Below are 22,742 nucleotides of genomic sequence, written 5' to 3' on the forward strand. Positions count from 1 at the left end.
GCCGCCTCCGCGCCGGACGGGTCGGCCCCCTGTGGGAGGCCCCGGTGTCCGCACAACCGCTCGATCCGACGACCGTGACGGCCCTGGTCGCGAATGCCGCCGCCGCACCCTCCCTGCACAACGCACAGCCGTGGACCTTCCGCTTCCACAGCGGCAGTCGTACGTTCCACGTCCGGGCGGATCTCGAACGGGCCATGCAGCACGCCGACCCGAGCACCCGCGGCCTCCATATCGGCTGCGGCGCGGCCCTGTTCAACCTGCGCGTAGCCGCCGCGGACGCGGGCTGGGAGCCCACCACCCGGCTGCTGCCCGACCCGGCGGACCCGGGGCTGCTCGCGACGGTCGAACTCGTCGGCCCCACGCTCCCCGAGACCGATCTCGCCCCGCTGCATCCCGCGATCGCGCGCCGCCACACCAGCCGCGCGCCGTTCTCGGACGAGGAACTGCCCGAGGAGATCCAGGACGGCCTCCGCGGCGCCGCCGTCGCGGAGGGGGCCCGCCTGGTCTTCCCCGACCCCTGGCACGTGGAGGAGATCCTGGATCTGGTCCACGACGCCGAGGCCCGCGACACGCTCGACGCCCCAGGGCCCGGTGTGGACGAGGACACGGCCCGCTGGACGCACACCGGCACCAGCTCCGATACGGAGGGGATCCCCGCCTACGCCTTCGGCCCCACTCAGCGGGACGGCCGGGCCCCCGTACGGGACTTCGCGGGCCGACGCCCCATGCCGCACCGCGAAAAGGCGACGTTCGAGAAGGAGCCCCACCTGGCCCTGCTCGGCACGGCCGAGGACCAGCCGCGTGACTGGCTGATCGCCGGGCAGGCCCTGGAGCGCGTACTGCTCCAGGCCACCCTGGACGGCCTGGCGACCTCGCTCACCTCGCACGCCCTGGAGTGGCCCGAACTGCGGTGGGCCGTACGGGATCCGCTGTCATCGATGGGGTACGTACAGATGGTGCTGCGGCTCGGATACGTGGATCCCCGATACGGGGAGAAGAGCCCCGCTACGCCGCGCCGCCCGGTGGGCGAGGTGCTCGACGTGCTCGACATCTCCTAGGCCGACCCGTCAGGGTCGTGGGCCGACCCCTCAGGCGGCAAGGCGGCGGATCGCCTCCACGATGTCCTTGCCCTTGGGCGCGACCTCCGGGTCGAGCGCCATCTGCACGACCATGCCGCTGACCAGCGTCATGTAGAAGGACCCGAAGATCCGGATGTCCTCCTCCGAAAGGTCTTCCTCCGCAAGCCCGTTGAACATCGCGACGAGCCCCGCGCGCCCCTCCGGCTGCGCCTTGACGAAGGCCGCACGCATCTGTGGGTCGGTGTCGCTGCGCATGATGGCCTCGAACTGCGCCCGCCACAGGCCCCGGTGCTTCCCGAACACCTCGACGGCGAGATTCCACCCCGACTCGAAGCGCTCCCCGAGGCTCGCGTCCGGGCGCACCCTGCGGTGCATCGCCGCCTCGATCTCGTCGCCCCAGTCGCCCATCGCCGCGAACATCGCCTCGCGCAGGAGCGCGTCCTTGGACCCGTAGTGGTAGCCGATCGAGGCGAGGTTGGTTCCGGACTCGGCCACGATGTCGCGCGCCGTCGTGCGCCAGCCCTTCTCGATGAGGCAGCGCTTCGCGCCTTCGAGCAGGTCTTCCCGGTGTCCCATGCGGCCAGCATAGGGCCCGCCCCGGACACCCGTACAAGACGGCCGTACATGACAGGCGTACATGACAGCCGCACAAGACGGCCGTACAAGACAGATGTCTCATACGCTCGTACTAGACATGCGTTTAAGACGCTCGTACATTGACCGTCATGACTGAATCCACGGAACTCCGCGCCGGCCGCAAGGAGTGGACCGCCCTCGGCGTCCTGATGCTCCCGCTGCTGCTGGTCTCGATGGACGTCTCGGTGCTCTACTTCGCGATCCCCGCGATCAACGCGGACCTCGCACCGAGCGGCACCGCGCAGCTCTGGATCTTCGACATCTACGGCTTTGTGCTCGCCGGACTCCTGATGACGATGGGCTCGCTCGGCGACCGCATAGGCCGCCGCAAGCTCCTCCTGATCGGCGCCACCGCCTTCGGCGCGGCCTCCGTCGCGGCCGCCTACGCGCAGAGCGCCGAGATGCTGATCGCGGCCCGGGCCGTGCTGGGCATCGGCGGCGCGACCCTGATGCCGTCGACGATGGGCCTGGTCCGCAATCTCTTTCAGGACGCGGGGCAGCGCGCGAAGGCGATCGGGGTGTGGTCGGCCGTGATGACCGGTGGGGTCGCGCTCGGCTCAATAATGAGCGGGGTGCTCGTCGAGCACTTCTGGTGGGGCTCGGTGTTCCTCGTGAACCTGCCCGCGATGGTGCTGCTGCTCGTTCTGGCCCCGGTCCTGATACCGGAGTTCAAGGCCGAGCGGCCGGGTCGCTTCGACCTGCCCAGCGTGCCGCTCTCGATGGCCGCCGTCCTGCCGGTCGTCTACGCCCTCAAGGAGCTGCCCGCGCACGGCGTGCGGGGTGAGTATCTCGGGGCGCTCGCCGCCGGTCTGTTCTTCGCGGTGCTTTTCGTACGGCGGCAGCGCACCGTCGCCGAACCGCTGATCTCTCCCGCCCTGTTCCGCGGGCCCGGCTTCGGCCCGGCCGTCTCGGTGAACCTCGTCGCGGCCTTCGGCATGATGGGCTCGGCCTTCTTCACCACGCAGTATCTACAGTCGGTGCTCGGCAACAGCGCGATGGAGGCCGCCCTGTGGTCGCTGCTTCCGTCGGTGCCCATCGGGGTCGCGGCACCGGTCGCCACCGGGCTCGTGCAGCGCGGCATACGGCGGGCGTACGTCGTCGGGGCGGGCTTCGTCATCGCGGCGACCGGGTTCGGGCTTCTGGCCCTGACCGGCACCGACTCGCTCTGGCTGGCGCTCGCCGGATGCGGGGTCCTGGCCTCCGGTCTCGTCATGGTGTTCTCCCTGGTGACCGATATGGCCCTGAGCGCGGCCCCACCGGAGCGCGCGGGCTCGGCGTCCTCGCTCCTGGAGACCGGGCAGGAGTTCGGCGGGGCGCTCGGGATGGCGGTACTCGGCTCGGTCGTCACCTCGGTGTACGCCCACGGGATGCCCGCGGGGGCGCCCGCGGCGGCACGCGAGACGCTGGGCGGGGCGGTCGCGGTGGCCGGGGAGCTGCCGGGCCGGTCCGGCACCGCGCTGCTCGCGGCGGCGCGGGAAGCGTTCACCACGGGGATGCACGTCGCCGCGCTGGCCGGGGCGGGGGTGCTTGTCGCCGCGGCGGTCCTTGCGGCGGTGACGCTGCGGCGGGCGGGGGCCGGGGCGTCGGGAGGTGAGACAGGGGCGCCGGAAGACGAGCCAGCAGCCGAGACCGGCAGCGGCACCGGCACCGGCACCGCCGTATCTCACACCGCCCCAACTCACACCGCCGCCGGGCGCGTTGCCGCCAGCGGAAAGTGACCCTTACTTCCGCAGCCGTACGTCGAACGCGTCCCGCAGCCCGTCCCCGATGAAGTTGAACGCGGCGACGACCAGGACGATCGCGATGCCCGGCGGGAAGATCAGCCACCAGTAGCCGTTCTGCGTATAGGTGATCCCGGCCGAGAGCATCGAGCCCCAGTCCGCGGACGGCGGCGGGATGGACAGGCCGAGGAAGGCGAGGTAGCTGACGTAGAGGATCGCGTCGGCGATCTGGAACGTGCAGTTGACGATGACCGTGCCGATCGCGTTCGGCACGATGTGCCGGAAGACGGCGCGCGCACCGCCGCCGCCCATCATGCGCATCGCCTGGATGTACTCGCGGTTGCTGAGGGACAACGCCTCGCCGCGTACCAGACGGGCCGGGGAGAGCCAGGCGACCCCCGCGATGATCACCACGAGGACGCCCTTGCTCGGCGTGATGATCGCCGCGACCACGACGAGCAGGAACATCGCCGGAATGGCGAGCGCCGCGTCCGTGATCCGCATCATCACGGCGTCGAGCCAGCCGCCGAAGTACCCCGCGACCGCGCCGTACACGGTGCCGAACAGGGTGGCCAACAGACCGGCGGCCAGGCCGATTTCGAGCGAGGTCTGCCCGGCGACCATCAGCCGCCCGAGCAGGTCGTAGCCGAGGTCGGTGGTGCCGAGAAGATGGCCGTCCGTGCCGGGCGAAAGGTTCGCCCGGGACAGGTCGGTGTGGATCTGATCCGTCGGGTGGAGCAGCGGCCCGAGATAGCTGAAGGCGAGCAGGAGGACCAGGAGCACCATGCCGGTCAGGGCGAGCTTGTTGCCGGTGAACACCCGCAGGGTGCGGCGGGCCAGCGAGGGCGTGGTGGTGGCCTGCGCAGCGTCCTCCTGGCCCGGCTGCTCGGTGCCGGGGACGGTCGTCGTCGTACTCATGCCACGCTCCGGATCCGGGGGTCGAGGACGGCGTACAGGACGTCGGTGAGCAGCGAGCCGAGCACGGTGGCGACCCCGACGACCAGCGTCACGCCGAGCAGCACGGGGAAGTCGGAGCCCTGCGCCGCGTTCCAGAACAGCAGCCCCATGCCCGGGTAGTTGAACATCGACTCGACGACGAGGGCGCCGCTGAACAGCGTCGGCAGATACAGGCCAAGGAGCGTGGCCAGCGGGATCAGGGCGTTGCGCAGCACATGGCGGACCAGGACGCGGCGGCTCGACATGCCCTTCGCCATCGCCGTACGGACGTAGTCCTCGGTGAGGTGGTCGAGGACCGCCGAGCGCATATAGCGGCTGAACATCGCCACGATCCCGAAGGCCATGGTGACCACCGGAAGCACCAGACCCGGGAAGCCGCCGAGGAGTTCACCGATGGACCCGCCCTGCGGGGCCTCCGCCGGGAAGACCGGCATGACCTGCGCGAACAGGATGATCATGATGAGGCCGAGGAAGAACACCGGCGTCGCGTAGAGCAGAAAGGCGAGCCCGGTGAGCACATAGTCCGAGGCCTTGCCCCGCCGCACCGCCTGAAGCAGGCCCAGCGGGATCGCGATGAGCACGGCGAGTACGGTCGAAAGGACCGTCAGAAGCAGCGTCTTGGGGAGGCGCTGCGCGAGGAGATCGAAGACGGGCGAGTTGAGCTTGAACGACTCCCCCAGGTCCCCGGTGAGCAGCCGCTCGAGGTACATGAGGTACTGCGTCGGCAGCGAACGGTCGTAGCCCTGCTGGTGGTTGAAGTGCGCGATCTGCTCCGCGGTGCCCTTGGGCCCGAGGATGGCGCGGGCCGGGCCACCCGGGAGCATATGAAGCAGGACGAAGACGATGACGGAGACGAGGAAGAGGACGACGAGCGCCTGCAGGAAGCGCTTGACCAGAAACCCGGCGAAGCCGTTCACGAATCGCCCCCCTCCTTCTGTACGGACTTCTTGACGAAGTACCAGTGCTGCGGCGCCAACGTGACCGTCGGGTTCTGCTCGATGCCGCGCAAGTCATTGCGGATCACCGACACTTGGTACGCCGGGTTCGGCATCCACATCACGGGCAGCTGCTCGGCCAGGTACTCGCCGTACGCGTGCACCGGCTTCATGCCGGGCTCGTACTGCACCGCCCTGATCAGACGGTCGGCCTTCTTGTCGCTGTAGTTGCCGAAGTTGGCGGACGCCCCGGTGGAGAAGAGCTGCTCACCGCTCGGGTTGAGCGGGTAGTACCAGCTGCCCGCCGTCCCGAAGAACGACATGTCCCACGCGCAGCCGGGGTCCTTCGCCGTGCAGGGAACGGAATTGCCGAGCACGGAGTTGAGCGGCTGCTCTCGCACGGTCAGCTGGATACCGGCCTTGCCGAGGGAGGACTTGAGCTCCTGCATCATGTTCGTCGTCTCGGTCGAGCCGGACTGCGAGAGCAGCGTGAGTTCGAGCGGCGCGTTCCGCTCGATGCCCCGGCCGCACTCGGTGGGACCCGTTCCGGGGCGGACGCAGCGCGCGGTGCCGTCCTTGGTCCGCCAGCCGTGCGCGGCGAGCAGCTCGCGGGCTTTGTTCACGGAGAAGGGGTACTTGTTTCGCTCCATGTCCTTGGACAGGTACTGGCTCTTCGGCGTCGCCGGCACCGGACCGAGCGTCGGTGTCGCGCTCCCCTGCCAGATGACCTCGCTCATCGCCTTCTGGTCGACCAGGTGCTGCATCGCCTGGCGGAGGTAGAGCTGGTCGATCAACGGACCCGCGTGCGTGGAGTTGAAGTTGTAGACGATGTACGTCGCCGCCCAGCCCTCCCACGGGTCCACCCGGTACCCCCTGCCCTGGAACTTCTCCTTCTGCGCGAGCACGGACGGCGGGATGTAGCCGTAGTCGACGCCGCCGGAACGCAGCACGTTGTACTCGGAGTCGGCGGTCGTAAAGGGCTTGAAGACCACCTTGTCGAGGTGCGGCCGCTCCGAAGACGGCCCGGTGTACTTCTTGTTGGGTATGAGGGTGACCTGGCCACCGGCCGTCCAACCCGCCAGCTTCCAGGGGCCGTTGATCGTCTGCCACAGCGGGTCGGAGGCGTACCGGCCGAGGTTCTTGGCGTGCCGGGTGAGCCGCGCGAAGACCGCCTTGGCACCCTTCGCCGTGCGGTCCCAGTCGCCGATCTTCCCGCCGTCCCGCTGGGCATCCCAGGCGTGCTGGGGCAGGGCCCGCATCAAGGTCAGCTGGTTGGCGGTGAACCAGTCCGGGTTGTACGCACGGTCCAGGTGCAGTCGTACGGTGTGGTCGTCGACCGTCTCGAACCGCTGGACGTTGTCCGGCATCGTCCCGACCGAGTAGTTGCCCCAGTCCGCCTTGTTGGCCTTGACCAGGTTGAACCAGAACTCCACGTCACGGGCGGTCACTTGGGTGCCTTCGGACCAGGTCACGCCCTTGCGCAGCGGCACCGTGACGGTCTTGTTGCCGTCGGAGTAGTGCGGCTTCAGGCCGAGCGTGCCCGGGCCGTACGAGGTCAGCTCGCCCTCCGCCGCGTCCTGCACGGCGCTGTACACCGGCAGGAACAGCAGCTGGTAGATGCCGCTGTTGTACGAGGCGCCATAGCCGGGCGCACCGATCGGGAAGATCCAGTTCGGGGTGGCGGCCGGGGGCAGCGCCATGGTCGCCGTACCGCCCTCGACGGGCACCCCGCCGGTGGGGCCCATGTCGATGCGGCCGCCCTCGCGGGTGCACCCCGTGAGCAGGAGCACCGCGAGCGCGAGCGCGGCTGCCGCCGCGGATCTGAGGGAGCGCATGCTGAAGGGGCCTCCATGGTGTGGACGGAGGGGCGCCCGAACGCTAGGACCGACGAGAAAAACAAGTCAATAGCTTCGTTCGCCTAAACGCCACCTCTGGTCAACTTCCTTTTGTTCGCCCTACGGTTGGGACCGTTACCGAAAGAAGTAGGAGGGCGGCGGCGTGGCCGGAACGACAGTCGGCGAACCAGGGTCCGAACCGGGGTCGACGCAGCACATCCTCCAGCTGGTCTCCTCGGGCGCCGCCTCCTCCCGGGCCGATCTCGTACGGGAGTTGAGGCTGGCCCCGTCGACGGTGTCGGCCCGGGTGCAGGAACTCGTCTCCGCGGGCCTGCTCAGCGAGTCCGGCGAGGGCGCCTCCCGCGGCGGCCGTCGGCCCCGGCTGCTTCGCGTGCGCGCGGAGGGCGGCGTCGCGCTCGCCGCCGACCTCGGCAGCCACCACGCGCGGCTCGGCGCCGTCGACCTCGGCGGCACCGTCCTTGAGGCCGTCGACCTGCCCCACGACATCACCGCGGGCCCCGAGTCCGCCGTCGACTGGCTCTGCGAACGCGTCACCCAACTCGCCGACGCGCAGCGCGAGTCGGGCAGTACCGTGCGCGCCCTCGGCGTCGCCTTCCCCGGCCCCGTACAACCCGGCGAGCAGCGCGTCATCAGCCCGTCCCGGATGCCGGGCTGGCACCGCTACCCGCTGCGCGAGGTCCTGTCCGAGCGCCTCGGCATGCCCGTGACCGTCGGCAACGACGCCACGATGATGGCCGTGGGCGAGCACCAGGCCGCACGGCCCGAACTCGATCACCTGGTCGTGGTCAAGGCGGGCCGCGGCATCGGCAGCGGCGTCATCACCGCGGGCAAGCCGCACGACGGCGCCAGCGGCTGTGCGGGCGACATCAGCCACGTACGCGTGGACGCGGCGGGCGACCGGCCGTGCAGCTGCGGCAACATCGGCTGTCTGGAAACCGTCGCCAGCGGCGCCGCCCTCATCCGTGAACTGGCCCTCCAGGGCGTGCAGGTGGCGGACACCAGCGCCCTGCTCCGCCTGATCGCCGACGGCGACCCGCAGGCCACCACCCTCGTCCGAGCCGCGGGACGGCATATCGGCACGGTCCTGTCCGTCGTCGTGAACTTCTTCAACCCGCAGGTCGTCGCGCTCGGCGGCGCCCTGTCCACCGCCGAACCGCTCGTCGCCGCCGTACGGGGCGTGCTCTACGAGCGCTGTCTGCCGCTCGCCACCGCGGACCTGGAGATCACCACCACGGTGACGGGGCGCGACGCGGGCCTCCTCGGCGCGGGCCTCACCGCCCTGCGCCGCCACCTCCCCACCACCCCGGACAAGCCGTCCCCGCCCGTGGCCCAGGAACCCCAGGGGCCCCAAGAACCCCAGGAAGAGAGCGTCCCCGTATGACCAGGACGCGGACCCGCACGCATCCGCACCCCGGACGCCGTCTGCGCATCGGCATCGGCGGTATCGGCATCGAGTCCTCCACCTTCTGCCCGCACCGCTCCACCACCGACGACTTCCGCCGGACCCGCGGCCAGGAACTCCTCGACCGCTACACCTGGACCCACCCCGACAGCGAGCTCGCGGACGCCGTCGAGTGGGTGCCCCTGCTGCACGCGACCTCGCTGCCCGGCGGCCCGGTGGAGGCGGAGTCGTATCTGATCCTCAAGGACGAACTCGTCGCGCGCATAAGGGAGTCGGGTCCCCTCGACGGCCTCGTGTACGACATCCACGGCGCCATGAGCGTCGTCGGGCTCACCGACGCCGAGGCCGATCTGACCGAGGCCGTCCGCGCGGCCCTCGACCACATCGGCACCCCCGACGGCGGCCGCCCCATGATCTCCGCCGCCATGGACCTGCACGGCAATGTCTCGCGCCGCTTCGCCGAGCCGGTCGACCTGCTCACGGCGCACCGGCTCGCCCCGCACGAGGACGCCTGGGAGACCCGCGAACGCGCGGCCCGCACCCTCATACGCTGCCTGCTCGAGGGCACCCGGCCGCACCGCGCCTGGGTCCAGATCCCCGTCCTGCTACCCGGCGAGAAGACCAGCACCCGCCTGGAGCCCGCCAGGTCCCTGTACGCCTCGCTCGCCGATATCGAGCGGCTGCCCGGCATCCTCGACGCCGCCCTGTGGATCGGCTACGCCTGGGCCGACGAGCCGCGCTGCCGGGCCGCCGTCGTCATCACCGGCGACGACCCGGGGCTCGCCACCGCCGAGGCCGAGAAGCTCGCCCGGCGCTACTGGGACGCGCGCCGCGACTTCGCCTTCGTCGGCCCGACCGGCACCGCCGAGGAGTGCGTCGAGTACGCCGTCGCCTCACCGAAGCGGCCGTTCCTGATCAGCGACTCGGGCGACAACCCCACCGCGGGCGGCGCCGGCGACCTCGCGTACATGCTCGGCAAGCTCCTGGAGAACGACGCGATCCGCACCGGCCGCGTCACCGCCGTCCACCCCGGCATCACCGACCCGGCCGCGGTCGCCCAATGCTTCAGGGCGGGCATCGGCGCCGAGGTCACCCTGTCCGTCGGCGGCAAGGTCGACCCGCACCACGGCGGACCGTACGAACTCACCGGCACCGTCACGGCGTTGCAGCGCGCCACCGACAAGCCGGACCGCGCCGAAGGCGGTGCGTACGACCGCGGTGTCGACATGGCCGCGGTACGCGTCGGCGGCCTCACCCTCATCCTGGTCGAGCGCCGCAAGCCCTTCCACACACTCGCCGACTTCATGGGCCCCGCCGACGGCGGCCTCGGGATCGACCCGCGGACGTACGACCTGGTGGTCGTGAAGATCGGCTACCTGGAGCCCGAGCTCTACGCCATGGCGGCCGACTGGCTGCTCGCCCTCACCCCGGGCGGCGTCGACCAGGACCTGCTCCGTCTCGGCCACCACCGCGTGCGGCGCCCGCTGTACCCCTTCGACGAAGACGCGTACGACACCGGTCCGGGCCCCGACCTCACGGCGACCCTCCTGAAGCCGCTGGCAACGCCGCCCGCCCCGCACGCATAACGCGCGGGGCCGGGGCCACCCTGAAGGTGACCCCGGCCCCGACCACGTACCGCCAGTCGCCCGTACTAGTCGACCAGGTTGACCGACCGCGCCGACGTCGCGCCGATCTCCGCCGCCAGTTCCGTCAGGACCGTCGCCGGGACCGTGTCGTCCACGGTGAGGACCGCGAGGGCCTCGCCGCCCGCGGCCGCGCGGGAGACCTGCATGCCCGCGATGTTGATGCCGCCCTCGCCGAGGACCCGGCCGACCCTGCCGACGACGCCGGGACGGTCCTCGTACCGCAGCACCACCATGTGCTCGGCGAGCGCCAGGTCGATGTCGTGCTCACCGATCGCGACGATCTTCTGGAGGTGCTTCGGCCCGGCGAGCGTGCCGGAGACCGAGACCTCCTCGCCGCTGCCGAGCGTGCCGCGCACGGTCACCACATTGCGGTGGTCCGGCGACTCCGAGCTGGTGGTCAGGCGCACCTCGACACCGCGCTCCTGCGCGAACAGCGGCGCGTTGACGTACGACACCGTCTCGTCGACGACGTCCTCGAACACGCCCTTCAGAGCGGAGAGTTCGAGCACCTTCACATCGTGCTGGGTGATCTCGCCGTACACCTCGACGTCGAGCCGCACCGCGACCTCGCCCGCGAGCGCGGTGAAGATCCGGCCGAGCCGCTCGGCAAGGGGCAGGCCCGGACGGACGTCCTCGGCGATGACGCCGCCCTGCACGTTCACCGCGTCCGGCACCAGCTCACCGGCGAGCGCCAGGCGCACCGACTTGGCGACCGCGATGCCCGCCTTCTCCTGCGCCTCGTCCGTGGAGGCACCGAGGTGCGGGGTGCAGACGACCTGGTCGAACTCGAAGAGCGGGGAGTCGGTGCACGGCTCCTTCGCGTACACGTCCAGGCCCGCGCCCGCGACCCGGCCCTCCTTGAGGGCGGAGAACAGCGCCTCCTCGTCGACGATGCCGCCGCGCGCGGCGTTCACGATGCGCACGGTCGGCTTGACCCGGTGCAGCGCCTCGTCGCCGATCAGGCCGAGCGTCTCGGGGGTCTTGGGCAGGTGCACCGTGATGAAGTCGGAGACCTCGAGGAGCTCGTCGAGCGAGAGCAGCTTGACGCCCATCTGGGCGGCGCGCGCGGGCTGGACGTACGGGTCGTACGCCACGACCTTCATGCCGAAGGCCGACATGCGCTGCGCGACCAGGACACCGATGCGGCCGAGGCCGACGACGCCGAGGGTCTTCTCGCTGAGCTCGACGCCGGTGTACTTGGAGCGCTTCCACTCGCCGTTCTTGAGCGCGGTGTTGGCCTGCGGGATGTTCCGCGCGGTGGCGACGATGAGGCCGCAGGCGAGCTCGGCGGCGGTGACGATGTTCGACGTGGGGGCGTTGACGACCATCACGCCGGCCTTGGTGGCGGCGGAGACGTCGACGTTGTCGAGGCCGACCCCGGCGCGGGCGACGACCTTCAGCTTGTTTGCGGCCGCGATGGCCTCGGCGTCGACCTTGGTCGCGGAGCGGACCAGGATGGCGTCGACGTCGGCGATGGCGGGGAGCAGTTCGGCGCGGTCAGCGCCGTTGCACTGCCGGATCTCGAAGTCCGGTCCCAGGGCGTCGACCGTGGCCGGCGACAGCTCCTCCGCGATGAGTACGACGGGTTTGGCAGGGTTCGAGCTCACGTGTGTCCTCACATGTCCAATGCGGACGGCCGTCCCGACGGCCGCATGCGGTGGAGGGTGGCAAGCCGCGTGGAAGACGCACGACGCTGTGGGCCTGACGCGTATTGGTTCAAGAGTGTAGTGGTGCTACGGACCAGGTTTTCAGCCTGTTCGGAAGGATCACTCGTCCGTGGTTGGACATACAGTCCAACCACGGACGAGTGATCTCCGGGAAGGCTCAGGCCTCGTCGTTCTGCACCCAGCTCATGAGCTTGCGCAGTTCCTTGCCCGTGGTCTCCAGGAGGTGCTCGGAGTCCTGCGTCTTGTACGCGTCGTACTTCTTCAGGCCGCCGTGGTACTCGTCCATCCAGTTCTTGGCGAAGGTGCCGTCCTGGATCTCGGCGAGGACCTTCTTCATCTCGGCCTTGGTGGCGTCGGTGATGATCCGCGGGCCGGTGACGTAGTCGCCCCACTCGGCGGTCTCGGAGATCGACCAGCGCATCTTCTCCAGGCCGCCCTCGTACATGAGGTCCACGATGAGCTTCAGCTCGTGCAGGCACTCGAAGTACGCGATCTCCGGCTGGTAACCGGCCTCGGTCAGGGTCTCGAAGCCCGCCTTGACCAGCGCGGCGGTGCCACCGCAGAGGACGGCCTGCTCGCCGAAGAGGTCGGTCTCGGTCTCCTCGGTGAAGGTCGTCTTGATGACACCCGCGCGGGTGCCGCCGATGCCCTTGGCGTACGACAGGGCGAGCGCGAAGGCGCTGCCGGAGGCGTCCTGCTCGACGGCGGCGATGCACGGAACGCCGCGGCCCTCCTCGTACTGGCGGCGGACCAGGTGGCCCGGGCCCTTCGGGGCGACCATGCAGACGTCGACGTTCTCCGGGGCCTTGATGAAGCCGAAGCGCACGTTGAAGCCGTGGCCGAAGAACAGCGCGTCGCCGGCCTTCAGGTTGTCCTTGATGGACTCCTCGTAGACCTGGGCCTGGATCGGGTCCGGGACCAGGATCATGATGACGTCGGCCTCGGCGGCGGCCTCGGCCGGGGTCACCACGCGCAGGCCCTGCTCCTCGGCCTTGGCCTTGGACTTGGAGCCCTCGTGCAGACCGATCCGGACATCGACGCCCGAGTCGCGCAGGGACAGCGCGTGGGCGTGGCCCTGGCTGCCGTAACCGATGACCGCGACCTTGCGGCCCTGGATGATGGACAGGTCGGCGTCGTCGTCGTAGAACAGCTCGGCCACTTCAGGTCTCTCCTTGCATATGGCGGGGTTCGCGCTTAGGGCCACACAGTACGTGGGCCCGGGGTGTGAGGGTTTGCGAGTCTCGGAATGCGGTCCGAGGCCTCGGGGGGACTCGGCCAGAACTCAGGCGGAACGGTCCAGGGCGCGCAGCGAGCGGTCCGTGATGGAGCGCGAGCCGCGGCCGATGGCGATGGTGCCGGACTGGACGAGTTCCTTGATGCCGAAGGGCTCCAGCATCTTCAGCATGGCCTCCAGCTTGTCGCTGGAGCCGGTGGCCTCGATGGTGACCGCCTCGGGCGAGACGTCCACGGTCTTGGCGCGGAACAGCTGCACGATCTCGACGATCTGCGACCGGGTCTCGTTGTCGGCGCGGACCTTCACCAGAACGAGTTCACGGTGAACGGCCTGGGCCGGTTCGAGTTCGACGATCTTCAGCACGTTGACGAGCTTGTTCAGCTGCTTGGTGACCTGTTCGAGCGGCAGGTCCTCGACGTTCACCACGATGGTGATACGGGAGATGTCGGGGTGCTCGGTGACGCCGACGGCGAGCGAGTCGATATTGAAGCCGCGGCGCGAGAACAGGCTGGCGATCCGGGCGAGGATGCCGGGGGTGTTCTCGACCAGGACGGAGAGCGTGTGCTTGGACATGTCGCGTCAGTCTCTTTCTTGAGTTCCGCTCTCGGACTCAGTCGTCTGCCATGTCGCCGAAGTCCGGGCGGACGCCGCGGGCGGCCATGACCTCGTCGTTGGAGGTACCGGCGGCGACCATGGGCCACACCTGGGCGTCCTCGTGGACGATGAAGTCGATCACGACGGGGCGGTCGTTGATCTCGTTCGCCTTGGCGATCACCGAGTCGAGTTCGGCCGGGTCCTCGCAGCGCATCGCGACACAGCCCATCGCCTCGGAGAGCTTCACGAAGTCCGGCACCCGGGTGCCCTGGCGGGTCCCCGCGCTGGCACCGACCTGGGAGCCGGTCGACTCGTGGCCGGTGTCGTCGGCGTGCAGCACGGTGTTGGAGTAGCGCCCGTCATAGAACAGGTTCTGCCACTGGCGCACCATGCCGAGGGCGCCGTTGTTGATGATCGCGACCTTGATCGGGATGTTGTTCAGGGCGCAGGTGACCAGCTCCTGGTTGGTCATCTGGAAGCAGCCGTCGCCGTCGATCGCCCAGACCGGGGCCTGCGGCTTTCCGGCCTTGGCGCCCATCGCGGCCGGGACCGCGTAGCCCATGGTTCCGGCGCCGCCGGAGTTGAGCCAGGTCGCGGGCTTCTCGTAGTCGATGAAGTGCGCGGCCCACATCTGGTGCTGGCCGACGCCCGCCGCGAAGATCGTGTCCGCGGGGGCGAGTTCACCGATGCGCTCGATGACCTGCTGCGGGGCGAGGCTGCCGTCCTCGGGCAGCTCGTAGCTGAGCGGGTAGGTCTCGCGCCAGCGGTTGAGGTCCTTCCACCAGTCCGCGTAGCCGGAGCCCGCGGCCTCGCCGACGGTGCCCTCGGCGTGCTCGGCCTGGACGGCCTGGACCAGGTCGGCGATGACCTCGCGGGCGTCGCCCACGATCGGCACATCGGCCTCGCGGTTCTTGCCGATCTCGGCCGGGTCGATGTCCGCGTGGATGACCTTGGCGTACGGCGCGAAGCTGTCCAGCTTGCCCGTGACGCGGTCGTCGAAGCGGGTGCCCAGGGCGATCAGGAGGTCCGCCTTCTGGAGCGCGGCGACCGCGGTGACGGCGCCGTGCATGCCGGGCATGCCCACGTGCTGCGGGTGGCTGTCGGGGAACGCGCCGAGCGCCATCAGGGTGGTGGTGACCGGGGCCTTGGTCAGCTCCGCGAGGACCTTCAGCTCGGCGGTGGCACCGGCCTTGAGGACGCCGCCGCCGACGTACAGGACCGGGCGCTTGGCCTGGGCGATCAGCTTCGCGGCCTCGCGGATCTGCTTGGCGTGCGGCTTGGTCACGGGGCGGTAGCCCGGCAGGTCCATGGCCGGCGGCCAGCTGAACGTGGTCGGCGCGGTCAGCGCGTCCTTGGCGATGTCGACCAGGACCGGGCCCGGGCGGCCGGTGGAGGCGATGTGGAAGGCCTCGGCGATCGTCCGCGGAATGTCCTTGGCGTCCTTGACCAGGAAGTTGTGCTTGGTGATCGGCATGGTGATGCCGCAGATGTCGGCTTCCTGGAAGCCGTCCGTGCCGATCAGGTGGGTGGCGACCTGGCCGGTGATCGCGACCAGCGGCACCGAGTCCATGTGCGCGTCCGCGATCGGCGTGACCAGGTTGGTGGCGCCGGGACCGCTGGTCGCCATGCAGACGCCGACCTTGCCGGTGGCCTGCGCGTACCCGGTGGCCGCGTGGCCCGCGCCCTGCTCGTGCCGCACCAGCACATGCCGGACCTTCGAGGAGTCCATCAGCGGGTCGTACGCCGGCATGATCGCGCCGCCCGGAATCCCGAATACCGTCTCGGCCCCGACCTCCTCGAGAGCACGGATAAGGGCCTGCGCACCCGTCACGTGCTCGGTGGGGGCGGACTGCTGGCTGGAAGGTCGGGGCCGCGGCTGCGGATGAGCTGCCCCGGTGGCCTGCTCGGTCATCGGCGTCTCTTCTCGATGCGTGTTTTGCGAGAGTTTGTGAGCTTATGGAGGGCGGTGCCAGTGCAACAAAAAACCCCTCGTGCCCGGAGGCAAGCGAGGGGAGCGCGTCGGTGCGGTCGCCAGGTCTTCATGGACCTGATCTCAGCCGACGCGCTTTCCAAGTACGAGAATTCGGGTGCGCATGGCACAGACCCTCCCCCTACCCCCTATCGACTGTCAAGCAGGTGGGACGGCCGTCTCATTATGTGAGCGTGTTGTGGTGCTGCCTTCCATGGCTCCCATACCTCCCCGACCTGCGACGCCGACCCCGCCGCCCCCGATGAACACCGGCTCGACCGGGGTGTGCGGCAGCGGATAGCGCCCGCCGACCAGGGCCCGGCGCAGCCGGTGCTCGTCGAGCGGCCCGGCGAAGGCCGCGCCCTGCCCGTGGGTGCAGCCCATCGCGCGCAGCGCGATCACCTGCTCGGGCAGGTCGACCCCGTCGGCCACCGAGTGCAGCCCGAGATCGGTGGCGATCCGAAGGAGACCGCTGGTGATCTTGTAGAGCCGGGCCGACTCCACCACGCCCTCGACCAGGGACCGGTCCAGCTTCAGTACGTCGACGGGGAGCCGCCGCAGCGCACTGATCGCCGCATGGCCGCTGCCGAAGCCGTCGAGCGCGATCCGCACGCCGAGGCGGCGCAGCGCGGTGAGCCGCCGCTCCAGGTCGTCGAAGGACACCCGCGGGTCACTGTCGGCCAGCTCGATGACGAGGGCACCGGAGGGCAGGCCGTGCCGGGTCAGGAGCGCCTCGATGGAGCTGAGGGGCATCGACCGGTCGAGCAGCCTGCGTGCGCTCATCCGTACCGCCACCGGCACGGCATGGCCGGTGCGGCCGCGCTCGGCGGCCTGCTGCACGGCCTGCTCAAGGACCCAGCGGCCGAGCTCGGCGGTGCGCTCGCTGTCGTCGGCCACCCGCAGGAACTCGGCGGGCGTGAAGAGTATCCCCTGGGCGGAGCGCCATCTGGCCTGGGCGGCGACGGCGGCGATCCGGCCACCGTCCAGCGAGACGACCGGCTGGTGCAGGAGCGCGAACTCACCCTCGTGCAGCGCCGAGCGCAGCCGGGTGGCGAGCTCGGCCTTGCGGACCACCTCGGCCTGCATCTGCGGGGCGTAGAGCACCACACGGCCCTTGCCCGCGGCCTTCGCGCGGTACATCGCCAGGTCGGCGTTGCGCAGCAACTCCCCCGCGGTGACGCCGGGTTCGGCAAAGGCCACGCCGATGGACGCGGCCACCCGTACGTCCTGATGGCCGTCGATGGCGTACGGCTGGGACAGTCGGACCCGGAGGCGGTCGGCGAGCTCGTGGATGTGGCGCTCGCGGGCGGTGCGGTCCCGGGTGCCCTCGCCGAGGATCAGGGCCGCGAACTCGTCGCCGCCGAGGCGCGCCGCGGTGTCCCCGGCGCGCACGGATTCGGCCAGTCTGCGGGCGGCCTGGACGAGGAGTTCGTCACCGGCCTGGTGGCCGATGGTGTCGTTGACCGCCTTGAAGCCGTCCAGGTCGATGAAGAGGACGGCGGTGCCCCGGTCGGTGCTTCTGCGCCCGCTCAGCGCCTGCCCGACACGCTTCGTGAACAGGGCGCGGTTGGGCAGGTCGGTGAGCGGGTCGTGCTCCGCGCTGTGCTGCAACTGGGCCTGGAGGCGGACGCGTTCGGTGACGTCACGGCTGTTGAAGATGAGGCCGCCCTGGTGCCGGTTGACCGTCGACTCGACGTTCAGCCAGGTGCCGGTGCCGGACTTGAAGCGGCACTCGATCCGGGCGGCGGGCTCGTCCAGGGGCTTGGCGGCGAGGAACCGGCGCAGCTCGTGGGCCACCCGGCCGAGGTCCTCGGGGTGGATGAGCGTGGCCAGTTCGGAGCCCACCAGTTCGTCGGCCTCCCGGCCCCAGACTCCGGCGGCGGCCGGACTGACGTACCGGAGGATGCCGTTCGGCGCGGCGATCATGATGACGTCGCTGGAGCCCTGCACCAGGGAGCGGAAGTGGTTCTCCTTCTGCGCCAGCTCCTGGGTGAGCGTGATGTTGTCGAGCAGCATGATGGCCTGGCGTACGACCAGGGAGAGCACCACCGTGCAGGCGGTGAAGAGCACGACCCGGTCGATGCTGCGGCCGTTGAGGGTGTTGTAGAGGATCCCCAGGGTGCAGACCGCGGCGGCGAGATACGGCGTGAGCGCGGCGAGCGACCCCGCGAGCGGCCGTGGACCACGGGGGCCGCGCCCGGACCAGACCGGCTGCGCGGGCTCCGCCGCACTGTCCGGGCGCCCGGCTTCGGGGCGCTGCGTCTGTGGTTGACCCGTGCGGGGCGTGACCCATGGGGCGTAGGCGAGCAGCAGCGATCCCGCGAACCAGCCCGCGTCCAGGATCTGCCCCGAGCGGTACGTCTCGCGCAGCAGCGGCGAGGTGAACAGGGCGTCGCACATCACGGTCAGGGCGAGCGCGGCGATCGCGGTGTTGATCGCCGAGCGGTTCGCCGCGGAGCGCCGGAAGTGCAGCGCGAGCACCATGCTGACCAGGACGATGTCCAGGAGCGGATACGCCAGGGCCAGGGCGGCCTGCGAGACGCTGACGTCCCCGAACTCCGCGGTGTGCGCGAGCGCGAGGCTCCAGGACAGGGTGAGCAGCGAGCCGCCGATCAGCCAGGAGTCGAGCGCCAGACAGACCCAACCCGCGCGTGTGACGGGCCGCTTGGCGAGCACGAGCAGGCCGACGATGGCGGGCGGTGCGAAGCAGAGGAAGAACAGGTCGGCGAGGCTCGGGCTGGGCACCGGGCGGGCCAGGACGACCTCGTACCAGCCCCAGACAGCGTTGCCCAGCGAGGCCATCGCGGAGGACAGCGCGAAGAGCAGCCAGGCGGGTCGAAAACGGCAGCCGGGCCTCCGCGCATACCGGAAGCAGGACACGGCGGCCACGCCCGCGGCCACGCTCAGGCCGAAATCCCCCATGAACAGGGAGAGTTGGTCCGAACCCCAGCCGAGCGCGGAACCCGTGGCGTACCCGCCGCACACGAGGGCGAGAAGCAGTTGGGGCAGGAACCCCGGCCTGCTCTGCCGCGATGGCGCGCTACCGGCCAGCAACGCCCACGGGGCGCTCACGAGATCGCCCTCTTCGGACCGGTCCGGCAGGTGGCCCTCGGGCCGCCGGGTCGGCGGGGCCCCCTCGGGCCGCGGGGCCGACAGCTCGGCCCCGGGCCGGTCCGGCAGGTTCCGTTGCGCGGGTGTCCGTGCGTCCGCGCGTGCCAGGGCCGCCGTCGGCGGCCTCGCCGCGTCGGAGTGTTCATCCATAGGCCGTGCATCGCCCGTCGCCCCCCTCGCGTGTCTCGTCTCTCCCCTGGCGCCGAATCAGTCCACGGCGCAAGCCCCTGCCCGGGACGATACACCAGGATCGTCACTCAGGGACATAGTCTCTCTACGCTCCGTGACGACCAGCAAGGATGCGGGCACAGGGTGCATGTGGACGGTGGCGGAGCGTGCGCGAAGAGGGGGTCACGCGCCCCCGGAGCGCCGGCGCGACTCCCGGCGGACGGACGCGCGCCGGGGCTCGGGGCGCGGGTTCAGGGCGGGCCCGGGACCGGGCTCGGGACGTGGCTCAGGGCGTCGTGAGGACGACGTTGTCGAGCGGCTCCCCGGCGGCCCAGCGGGTCAGTTGACGGACGAGCAGACGCTTGGCACGGGGCAGGAACGCCGAGCTGCTGCCGCCCACATGAGGGCTGATGAGGACGTTCGGGGCGTGCCAGAGCGGGTGGCCCGGAGGCAGCGGTTCCGGGTCGGTGACGTCGAGCGCCGCGCTGATCCGGCCGGTCCCCAGCGCGGCGAGCAGCGCGTCGGTGTCGACGACCGGGCCGCGGGCGACGTTCACCAGGAGCGCGCCGTCCTTCATCCGGTCCAGGAAGGCGGCGTCGACGAGCCCCGTGGTCGCCTCGGTGAGCGGGGTGCACAGGACCACGACGTCGGCTTCGCCGAGGAGTTCGGGCAGAGCGGTGAGCGGGTGCACGGGGCCGCGCTCCGTAGCGCGGGCGGAGCGCGCGAGGCGCGCCACCCGCGCGCACTCGAAGGGGGCGAGCCGGTCCTCCACGGCGGCGCCGATCGACCCGTACCCCACGATGAGCACGGACTTGTCGGCGAGCGCCGGATAGAACCCGCCCCGCCACTCCTCGCGCTGCTGCCCGGTGACGAATCCGGGGATGCCGCGCAGCGAGGACAGGATCAGGGTCAGCGCCAGCTCGGCGGTGGACGCCTCGTGCACACCGCGCGCGTTGCACAGCCGTACGCCCGCGGGCAGCACGTCGACGCCGGGAAGGATGTGGTCCATGCCCGCGGTCAGGGTCTGCACGACGCGTACCGACTTCATCGCGGCGAGCGGCCGCACCGAGACGGCGCTGCCCTTCATGTACGGCACTACATAGAAGGCGCAGTCGGCGGGGTCGGCCGGGAACTCCTCCTCGCCGTCCCAGAAGCGGTACGTGAACGCGTCCGGCAGACCGGGCACGGAGTCGGCCGTGAACGGGAGCCATACGTCTGCGGTGTTCATGACCAGGAGGCTAACCGCAGGGCGCGTGGCCGGGCCTCTCGGGGAGGCTGGGCGCGGTGGTCGGGGCGGCAGAGGTTACGTTGGGGCGCGGGTCGGCACGTGGGGAGGCAGGAGTCGGTGGAGCGCAGGACGATCGGGGCTGCGGCGCTCGAAGTGGGGGCGGTCGGGCTCGGGTGCATGCCGATGAGCTGGGCGTACACCGGCTCGCAGCAGCGCGGTGAGCAGTCCCTGCGGGCGCTGCACGCCGCGCTCGACGCCGGGGTCAGCCTGCTCGACACGGCCGACATGTACGGGCCGTTCACCAACGAGCTCCTTGTGGGGCGGGTACTGAAGGAACGGCGCGCGGACGCCTTCGTCTCCACAAAGTGCGGGCTCCTCGTGGGCGAGCAGCACATCGTGGCCAACGGCCGCCCGGGCTATGTGAGGCGGGCCTGCGACGCCTCGCTGCGCCGGCTGCAGACGGACGTCATCGACCTCTACCAACTGCACCGGGCCGACCCTGAGGTGCCCATCGAGGAGACCTGGGGCGCGATGGCCGACCTGGTCACCGCGGGCAAGGTGCGCGCGCTCGGCCTGTGCGCGGTGGGCGCGCGGGCCTCGCGCCGGTCGGGGGCGCGGCTGCACGACGCGACGGTGCGGCAGTTGGAGCGGGTGCAGCAGGTGTTCCCGGTGAGTGCGGTCGAGGCCGAGCTGTCGGTGTGGTCCCCGGAGGCCCTGGACGCCCTGATGCCGTGGTGCACCGCGCGGGGCGTGGGCTTCCTGGCGGCGATGCCCCTGGGGAACGGTTTCCTCACCGGCACGCTCCGGCCGGGCGAGGGCTTCGAGCCGGACGACGTGCGGGCCCGGCACCCGCGTTTCACCGCCGAGATGATGGCGGCCAACCAGCCGGTCGTGGCCGGTCTCCGCAGGATCGCGGAGCGGCACGGGCCCGAGGTCACCCCGGCCCAGGTGGCGCTCGCGTGGGTGCTCTCGCGGGGGCCGCACGTGGTGCCCGTACCGGGAACGAAGCGCGCCCACTGGGCACGGCAGAACGCGGGGGCCGCTGCGCTCACGCTGACGGATCAGGACTTCGCGGAGATTGCGGGGTTGCCTGCGGCGCGGGGGTCGTGGGACTAGGACCCCCGCCGTACGGGTCACGGTCCGTGCCGGGATTTACTCCCCGGCCCCGCTCCTTCCCGACAGTGTCGATATGCGGCTAACGCCGCGTGGCTGACGGAGCTTCGGGGGCTCCGCCCCCGGACCCCCGCTCCTCAAACGCCGGAGGGGCTGATTGCGAACGCCGGACGGGCTGTTGTTGCTGTAAGAACGGTAGTGGCCGCTCCGTACGCCCCGAAGGGACCCCCGCCGTGCAACGAACCGCCGTCACCGCCCTGTTGGCCACCGCCGCCCTGCTCCTCTCCGCCTGCACCGGGGGCGACGGAGCCACCCCCGAGCAGGACGGAACCTCGGCGTCCAGCCCCGGACACACCGGCTCCGGCAACGGCTCACCCCCGTCCGGCCGGGCCGCGCCGCCCGCGAAGGGCTCGGCGAAGGTCGTGAACACGGTCGCCGAGGACCTCAAGTCGCCCTGGGGACTCGCCGAGCTGCCCGAGGGCGACCTCCTCGTCTCCTCGCGCGACGAGGCCACGATCACCCGGGTCGACGCCAAGACCGGCGAGAAGACCGAGGTCGGCGTGGTGCCCGGGGTCGTGCCCGGCGGCGAGGGCGGCCTGATGGGCCTCGCGCTCTCCCCGTCGTACGCCCAGGACCGGCTGGTGTACGCGTACTTCACCACTGCCTCGGACAACCGGATCGTCCGCTTCCTCTACGACCCGGAGAAGCCCGAGGGAGAGCGGCTCGGCGCGCCCGACACGGTCCTCAAGGGCATCCCGAAGGGCTCCAACCACGACGGCGGCCGCATCGCCTTCGGCCCCGACAAGCTGCTCTACGCGGGCACGGGCGAGACCGGCGACGAGGAACTCGCGCAGGACAAGGAGTCCCTGGGTGGCAAGATCCTCCGGATGACGCCGGACGGCGACCCCGCCAAGGGCAATCCGGACCCGGACTCGCTGGTCTACTCGTACGGCCACCGCAATGTGCAGGGCCTGGCCTGGGATGCGGACAAACGCCTGTGGGCGTCCGAGTTCGGGCAGGACACCTGGGACGAGCTGAACCTGATCCAACCGGGGAAGAACTACGGCTGGCCCGAGGTCGAGGGCATCGGCAAACGGGAGGGCTTCGTCGATCCGGTCGCGCAGTGGCGCACCGCGGAGGCGTCCCCCAGCGGCATCGCGTACGCCAAGGGCTCCATCTGGATGGCCGGGCTCCGCGGGAAGCGGCTCTGGCGGATCCCGCTCGACGGCACGAAACCGGTCGCCGAGCCGGAGCACTTCCTGGAGGGCGAGCACGGGCGGCTGCGCACGGTCGTACCCACGGGCGACGACGAACTCCTCGTGGTCACCAACGAGACGGACAAGCGGGGCACACCGGAGCCCGGGGACGACAAGATCCTCCGGGTGAAGGTGTCCTGAAGGGCGGAGAGGGCGGAGGGGCCGGAGAG

The 22,742-nt window shown here is 70.8% G+C and carries 16 protein-coding genes; 6 read left to right on the forward strand and 10 right to left on the reverse strand.

Going from position 1 to position 22,742, the window contains the following annotated elements:
• Positions 1–44: 44 nt before the first annotated feature.
• Positions 45–1,058, forward strand: coding sequence for an Acg family FMN-binding oxidoreductase (locus ACWD10_RS30885; RefSeq protein ID WP_451096888.1), 1,014 nt, complete (start codon positions 45–47; stop codon positions 1,056–1,058).
• A gap of 30 nt (positions 1,059–1,088) precedes the next feature.
• Here the strand turns inward: ACWD10_RS30885 and ACWD10_RS30890 are convergent, their stop codons facing one another.
• Entirely contained in the window at positions 1,089–1,655 is a 567-nt protein-coding gene (locus ACWD10_RS30890) for a TetR/AcrR family transcriptional regulator (RefSeq protein ID WP_451096890.1), read from the reverse strand.
• 149 nt (positions 1,656–1,804) lie between these two features.
• Here ACWD10_RS30890 and ACWD10_RS30895 point away from each other — a divergent pair, with 149 nt between their 5' ends.
• Positions 1,805–3,433 carry an MFS transporter gene (locus ACWD10_RS30895; RefSeq protein ID WP_451096892.1) on the forward strand — a complete coding sequence of 543 codons (1,629 nt, stop codon included), beginning with the start codon at positions 1,805–1,807 and terminating at the stop codon, positions 3,431–3,433.
• A gap of 3 nt (positions 3,434–3,436) precedes the next feature.
• Here ACWD10_RS30895 and ACWD10_RS30900 read toward each other — a convergent pair whose 3' ends face one another.
• Genes ACWD10_RS30900 through ACWD10_RS30910 form a run of 3 tightly spaced genes read right to left on the reverse strand, consistent with a single transcriptional unit; the run spans position 3,437 to position 7,163 of the window.
• Positions 3,437–4,354 carry an ABC transporter permease gene (locus tag ACWD10_RS30900; RefSeq protein ID WP_451096894.1) on the reverse strand — a complete coding sequence of 306 codons (918 nt, stop codon included), beginning with the start codon at positions 4,352–4,354 and terminating at the stop codon, positions 3,437–3,439.
• Positions 4,351–5,310, reverse strand: coding sequence for an ABC transporter permease (locus ACWD10_RS30905; RefSeq protein WP_451096896.1), 960 nt, complete (start codon positions 5,308–5,310; stop codon positions 4,351–4,353). Before ACWD10_RS30905 ends, ACWD10_RS30900 begins: the two co-directional genes overlap by 4 nt.
• Positions 5,307–7,163 (reverse strand): peptide ABC transporter substrate-binding protein, encoded by a 1,857-nt coding sequence (locus ACWD10_RS30910; RefSeq protein WP_451096898.1) that lies wholly within the window; start codon positions 7,161–7,163, stop codon positions 5,307–5,309. Before ACWD10_RS30910 ends, ACWD10_RS30905 begins: the two co-directional genes overlap by 4 nt.
• 163 nt (positions 7,164–7,326) lie before the next feature.
• Here ACWD10_RS30910 and ACWD10_RS30915 point away from each other — a divergent pair, with 163 nt between their 5' ends.
• Both ACWD10_RS30915 and ACWD10_RS30920 read left to right on the forward strand, forming a co-directional pair.
• Positions 7,327–8,565, forward strand: coding sequence for an ROK family transcriptional regulator (locus ACWD10_RS30915; protein WP_451096900.1), 1,239 nt, complete (start codon positions 7,327–7,329; stop codon positions 8,563–8,565).
• Positions 8,562–10,172 carry a M81 family metallopeptidase gene (locus ACWD10_RS30920; RefSeq protein ID WP_451096902.1) on the forward strand — a complete coding sequence of 537 codons (1,611 nt, stop codon included), beginning with the start codon at positions 8,562–8,564 and terminating at the stop codon, positions 10,170–10,172. Before ACWD10_RS30915 ends, ACWD10_RS30920 begins: the two co-directional genes overlap by 4 nt.
• Before the next feature lie 65 nt (positions 10,173–10,237).
• Here ACWD10_RS30920 and serA read toward each other — a convergent pair whose 3' ends face one another.
• From serA to ACWD10_RS30950, 6 genes are all read right to left on the reverse strand, one after another.
• A complete protein-coding gene (gene serA / locus ACWD10_RS30925; protein ID WP_451096904.1) occupies positions 10,238–11,839 on the reverse strand; it encodes a phosphoglycerate dehydrogenase in 1,602 nt (533 codons plus the stop codon).
• 217 nt (positions 11,840–12,056) lie between these two features.
• Positions 12,057–13,058 carry a ketol-acid reductoisomerase gene (ilvC, locus tag ACWD10_RS30930; RefSeq protein ID WP_451096906.1) on the reverse strand — a complete coding sequence of 334 codons (1,002 nt, stop codon included), beginning with the start codon at positions 13,056–13,058 and terminating at the stop codon, positions 12,057–12,059.
• 123 nt (positions 13,059–13,181) lie between these two features.
• Positions 13,182–13,706 (reverse strand): acetolactate synthase small subunit, encoded by a 525-nt coding sequence (gene ilvN, locus ACWD10_RS30935; protein WP_451096908.1) that lies wholly within the window; start codon positions 13,704–13,706, stop codon positions 13,182–13,184.
• 37 nt (positions 13,707–13,743) lie between these two features.
• Positions 13,744–15,639, reverse strand: a complete 1,896-nt coding sequence (locus ACWD10_RS30940) for an acetolactate synthase large subunit (RefSeq protein ID WP_451096910.1) — start codon at positions 15,637–15,639, stop codon at positions 13,744–13,746.
• A gap of 216 nt (positions 15,640–15,855) precedes the next feature.
• Positions 15,856–18,957, reverse strand: a complete 3,102-nt coding sequence (locus ACWD10_RS30945) for a putative bifunctional diguanylate cyclase/phosphodiesterase (RefSeq protein WP_451096912.1) — start codon at positions 18,955–18,957, stop codon at positions 15,856–15,858.
• A 304-nt stretch (positions 18,958–19,261) separates the two neighbouring features.
• On the reverse strand, positions 19,262–20,203 hold the full coding sequence (locus ACWD10_RS30950) for a 2-hydroxyacid dehydrogenase (RefSeq protein ID WP_451096914.1): 942 nt from the start codon (positions 20,201–20,203) through the stop codon (positions 19,262–19,264).
• Positions 20,204–20,320: 117 nt separating this feature from the next.
• On the opposite strand from ACWD10_RS30950, the gene ACWD10_RS30955 reads away from it, so the two are divergent.
• Positions 20,321–21,319 carry an aldo/keto reductase gene (locus ACWD10_RS30955; protein ID WP_451096916.1) on the forward strand — a complete coding sequence of 333 codons (999 nt, stop codon included), beginning with the start codon at positions 20,321–20,323 and terminating at the stop codon, positions 21,317–21,319.
• A gap of 230 nt (positions 21,320–21,549) precedes the next feature.
• Complete coding sequence (locus ACWD10_RS30960; protein WP_451096918.1) at positions 21,550–22,713, forward strand: PQQ-dependent sugar dehydrogenase; 1,164 nt, start codon at positions 21,550–21,552, stop codon at positions 22,711–22,713.
• Positions 22,714–22,742: the final 29 nt, after the last annotated feature.

The sequence above is a fragment of the Streptomyces sp. NPDC002851 genome (assembly GCF_053591935.1).

Excerpts from the sequence above, each read along its gene's own strand:
- ACWD10_RS30890 (WP_451096890.1), bottom strand. The coding sequence starts at position 1,655 with ATGGGACACCGGGAAGACCTGCTCGAAGGCGCGAAGCGCTGCCTCATC.
- ACWD10_RS30895 (WP_451096892.1), top strand. The coding sequence starts at position 1,805 with ATGACTGAATCCACGGAACTCCGCGCCGGCCGCAAGGAGTGGACCGCC.
- ACWD10_RS30900 (WP_451096894.1), bottom strand. The coding sequence starts at position 4,354 with ATGAGTACGACGACGACCGTCCCCGGCACCGAGCAGCCGGGCCAGGAG.
- ACWD10_RS30910 (WP_451096898.1), bottom strand. The coding sequence starts at position 7,163 with ATGCGCTCCCTCAGATCCGCGGCGGCAGCCGCGCTCGCGCTCGCGGTG.
- ACWD10_RS30920 (WP_451096902.1), top strand. The coding sequence starts at position 8,562 with ATGACCAGGACGCGGACCCGCACGCATCCGCACCCCGGACGCCGTCTG.
- ilvN (WP_451096908.1), bottom strand. The coding sequence starts at position 13,706 with ATGTCCAAGCACACGCTCTCCGTCCTGGTCGAGAACACCCCCGGCATC.
- ACWD10_RS30940 (WP_451096910.1), bottom strand. The coding sequence starts at position 15,639 with ATGACCGAGCAGGCCACCGGGGCAGCTCATCCGCAGCCGCGGCCCCGA.
- ACWD10_RS30945 (WP_451096912.1), bottom strand. The coding sequence starts at position 18,957 with ATGGATGAACACTCCGACGCGGCGAGGCCGCCGACGGCGGCCCTGGCA.
- ACWD10_RS30950 (WP_451096914.1), bottom strand. The coding sequence starts at position 20,203 with ATGAACACCGCAGACGTATGGCTCCCGTTCACGGCCGACTCCGTGCCC.